Source organism: Terriglobia bacterium, assembly GCA_020073185.1.
In the GTDB taxonomy this organism is placed as follows: Bacteria; Acidobacteriota; Terriglobia; order Terriglobales; family Acidobacteriaceae; genus JAIQGF01.
The window spans coordinates 1-4,482 of record JAIQFT010000113.1; the positions used below are offsets into that span (position 1 = coordinate 1).

4 protein-coding genes are annotated in these 4,482 nt (G+C 59.3%); all 4 read left to right on the forward strand.

Translation table 11 applies throughout. The annotated features are described in order from the left end of the window. The first annotated feature begins 38 nt into the window (after window positions 1-38). Entirely contained in the window at window positions 39-1,523 is a 1,485-nt protein-coding gene (locus tag LAN64_20510) for a hypothetical protein (protein ID MBZ5570209.1), read from the forward strand. Then, window positions 1,520-1,930 (forward strand): energy transducer TonB, encoded by a 411-nt coding sequence (locus tag LAN64_20515; protein MBZ5570210.1) that lies wholly within the window; start codon window positions 1,520-1,522, stop codon window positions 1,928-1,930. Before LAN64_20510 ends, LAN64_20515 begins: the two co-directional genes overlap by 4 nt. 706 nt (window positions 1,931-2,636) lie before the next feature. Continuing rightward, window positions 2,637-3,203, forward strand: a complete 567-nt coding sequence (locus LAN64_20520) for a hypothetical protein (protein MBZ5570211.1) — start codon at window positions 2,637-2,639, stop codon at window positions 3,201-3,203. Window positions 3,204-3,725: 522 nt separating this feature from the next. Beyond that, on the forward strand, window positions 3,726-4,482 hold a 757-nt coding region (locus LAN64_20525), incomplete at its 3' end, for a hypothetical protein (GenBank protein ID MBZ5570212.1).

The following is a 4,482-nucleotide window of genomic DNA, read 5'->3' on the forward strand; positions in this document are numbered from 1 at the left end:
GTGCTCCAGAAGACTCCATTTAGCTTTGACGTTTCTGTGTGGGAGTTCTTCTGGCCGTTGATTGGAACATGGATGTGCAGTACACCTATTCGGCGACGCAGAACAACGGGCAGGTCACCCAGTCGCAGGACAATGTGACGGGCGAGCAGGTGGCCTATCAGTACGACAGCTTGCAGCGGCTGGTCTCGGCGTCCACGGTAGGGCCGCAGTGGGGGCTGACGTTCACCTATGACGGTTTCGGGAACCGGCGGTCGCAGCAGGTGACGAAGGGGACGGCGCCGGCGGAATATGCGAGTTACGACTCAGCGACGAACCGCATCAACGGCTACATCCACGACGGGAACGGGAACATCACCTGGCTGCCGAACGGGACGACGCTGGCCTACGATGTGGAGAACCGGGTCGCGACCGCCACAGTGGGGGGCGGAGTGGAGACGTACTACTACGCACCGGACGGCAAGCGGGTGTACCGGAAGGCGGCGGACGGGACCGAGACCATGTACTTCTACGGGGTGAAGGGGGAGCGGTCGCCGTACCAGGTAGGACCATACGCGGGGCAATTGAGAGGCACCCCGCCGGTGTACTTCGCGGGGCGGCGCTTGGGGGTGGCGACGGACCGGTTGGGCTCGGTGCGAGTGACGTCGTATTATCCGTACGGCGAGCAGGAGACGACTACGGCGGAAGATGACGTGCGGTTTGCGACCTATGTGCGGGACGGGGCGACGGGGCTGGATTATGCGGTGAACCGGTACTATTCGAGTATCATCGGGCGGTTTGTGTCGCCGGATCCATATAAAAGCAATACAGGCGAACCCGGTGATCCTGCGGACCCGGGGAGTTGGAACCGGTACGCTTACGTCGGAAACGATCCCGTCAATTTTCACGATCTTTCAGGTCAGAATCGGGTTGTCTCCTGCGGCTGGATTCTTGGGGAAGGCGGGAGTGAAGACAGCCCTGGCTTCAGATACTCGTGTGGCTTCATTTCCTGGTCACGGGGGGCCGGCCGCGGAGGTGGTGGCGGAGGTGGCGGGGGCGAAGCCAGCACTCTCCAGGTGACTCGCCTCCAGAAGAGCGGGGCCGACTTCGACAAGGTTCAGAACCGGCTGGATGATGTCGTCCGAGATATCGACACGGATTGCCTGAAGTTCTTACAGAGCAAGGGCAACAACCTCGGATCATACGTTTCTGATCTGCTCTCGAACGAACTGCTGGGGGTGGCGAATTTTGATACTAGCATCGCGGCGTTCACCGGCTCAGGTGGGACGTCGCTGTCGCCAGGCGATGCTGCGATTGTCATCAACGACGGGAGTGCATTTTTCTCCAGCGACTTCACCATCGACCAAGGCAAGCTTACTGGCGGCAGTGCGAGGGCGCAGACGTTTATTCTGCTGCACGAGCTCGCTCATGCGCTTAACGCGAGAGATTTCCAGCCGGACTTAAACAACAAGAAAGCTGGGAAAGACAACGACAAGCTGATCGAGCAGAATTGCGACAAGACTCTGAGGCAGTTTAGTACAAGATGAGAGCGCTACTTGTCATAATCGTTCTGGCGGCTGCGGTACTGCTTGGTGCCGATGACAGCCCGTGGATTCCGACGCGGATCCCTGCCTTGAGGTACCCCATTTTAGGGCTTCAGGCTCGCATTGCCGGCAAAGTAAGCCTGCGAGTCAGCTTGGATGCGAGCGGAGCCGTAGTGGAGGTCCGAGTCATTTCAGGCCCACCCGTACTGGCGAAGGCGGCTCAGGAGAATATGAGATTGTGGAAGTTTGCGGCGCTCCGGGGCGAACGCCAACCAATGGGCGGAGAAATCGATTTCCTATACGTCTTCAAGCTGGAAGGAGAAGCGGTTTTTGCTCCCATGACGGATTTTGTGTACGAATATCCTGGCCAGGTGATGGTTACTTCACATTCACAGCACTGGACTCCGTGATGGCGATCGAGGATTCGCTTTATGTTCTGTCAATAAGAATGAGGCAGATGGTGCCGGGGTCGGAGTCGGGATATTTCAAATCACAGTCAGCAAGACATCCGGGGTGAGCGTCGACGCAGCTAGCAACTTGGCGTCAGCTGCGGCTTGGGGTGTGGGCAACCTCACCACCGCAACGAGCGCTATAGCCGCCGCGATTCCGGGGCTCTCCTCCGACAATGCGCAGTGGATGTTAGCGGTATCTTGAGATACAGGTGCGCGAGGACAGATCAACCGGTATGAGGCAGGACAGTCTCCGGACTATCACACAGCGACGATCGGCAAGACTGGAAAGTTCCGAAACGACTATGGGAGCAACATCCTTGGCCTCTTGGACCGCTTCAGATAGCGCGCTCCAGCGGGCGATCATTCTCTTCGCGGTCGCGAGGGCGGGTCTTGCGGCCTGCCCTGCGGAGACATTGACTGCCGTCGTATACCCCGCCCATCCCTGTCAAGTGATGCGCTTGTAATACCGCAGAATTGGAACAAATAAGCCTATGTTGGGGGAGATCCAATAAATAAGACCGATCCGTCGGGGTTCTGCTCTCCGAATGACGACCCGCCGTGCTATTCTGTCACGGTCACTGAACTTCTCACGGGTGCGCAAGGCGGTGCCGCCCCGGGTGACAACGGCTACACCTACATTCCAACACCTTGGGACAAGCTGGACATGTTCAAAAGCCAATACCCGCAATTTCTTGGCAGCGGAGGCGGCGGTGGTGGCTTCGTTCAGGTCCAACCCAAGGTGCCAGCAGGGAACAACTACACCCCAGCGCAAATGCGGGCACTAACCAATGGGCTGAACAATGCTCTCAGTCACACGGATCAGGTCGATTGTGCCACTTTCTATGCCGGCGGTGACGAAGACCCCTCCCTCGCGGTTGCCAACGTTCTGGAGAGCACGCTGTATCGACTGGTAGTGCTACCGCAGGGGCCGGGTACCGGCGCCCAGACAATCGACTTGACCGACGTAATGATCAACACGACCGGCACATTCTTCAACGCAGCGCTCAATGCTAACGGCACTGTGACCGTTGGAATGCCCAACGCGGCTGGCGTCCAGACGTCGTTTACATTCGCCAACATGTCGGCGTTTCAGGGATTCATGCTGCTCCATGAACTGGGGCACCAAATGGGGATGTTCGGAGCCGACGTCGATGCCGCTGCGAACGGAGCGAACTCGCACGCCGTGTTGGATCACTGTTATAAGAGGGACGCGCAGGGGGTCTATCACTGATGCAACGGAAAATTGCTGTCCTTTGCCGCGTTTTGACGGCCGCTGCTTTGTTCGGAGCCGTCCCGGCCTTGAGCTCCGATCAACCCGTTCGGGCCGAGGTTCAACATGCGCTGGCTACTCCCTATCGTGCAGACGATCCGGATGTAGCTGCTTTCAAATTGAAGTTTGATGTTCGGCTTACGAACCGGTCGGGAGGGCCGGTGAACCTTCCGAAGTCCGAGACCGGTGACCGCGGAACGACTCGCGTAGCGGTGCTTGGCGTTCAAGCCAAGCAGCCCGATGGGAGCTGGACACACGTTGTCCAGTCCAGTTGGTATGACGCTGGCACCATCAAATACGAATCATGCACATCGCTCCCGCCTGGTGGAGCAGCAGAATTCGCAGATGTGCCGAGCGGACTTCTCCTTCTGAACAAGCAGCTAGCCGGGCTGGGCAACGAACCGACTGTGCGTTTTAATCTCATGATTTTCTGCCGGCAGCCAGACGGGAAGGTGCTCACCACCACGTTGACAACGGACGGGTTTGGCCTCCGATTGCCCGCGCCGCGCTAACTATCGGTTCAACTACGATAGGGCCACCCAGCGCCTGCTCTCCGCCACCAACCCGGAGAACGGCACGGTGAGCTACACTTACAATGCGGACGGAAGCATGGCCACGCGGCTGGATGCCAAAGGCCAGAAGACGGCCTACAGCTACGACACCTACGGGCGGCTGACGCAGATCCGGCACTATCCGAACGGGACCAATGAAGACACCGCCCAGCAAGTGAACCTGTACTACGACAACAACTATGCGGGCAGCGGGCCGAACACCTGGGGGCGGCTGGCGGCGGCCGCGAACGGGCACGTGACGGAGATTTACGGGTACACCTCGGCGGGTCTGCTCACCAGCAAGCAGGTGGGGGTCACGAGCGGTGGACTGTCCGGCTACACCTGGGGGGCGCTGGCGTACACCTACAACAACGAAGGCCAAGTCACCTCGGTGTCGTACCCATCGACCACGGTGCAGGACGGTCTCGGCGGCTGGAAACGCGTGCCGAGGCCGGTGTACGACTACAGCTACGACAACTTGGGCCGGGCGGCGGGGATGACGCAGGAGGACACCTCGGCCACGCTGGTCAACAACGTGCAGTACGGGCCCGCCGGGGAGATGCAGCAGATGCAGGATGTGGGAACGAACCGGCTGAACACGTTTCAGTACAACAGCCTGGTACAGTTGACCCGGACCACCACCAGGTACTCCGGGGTGGTGAACATGGATGTGCAGTACACCTATTCGG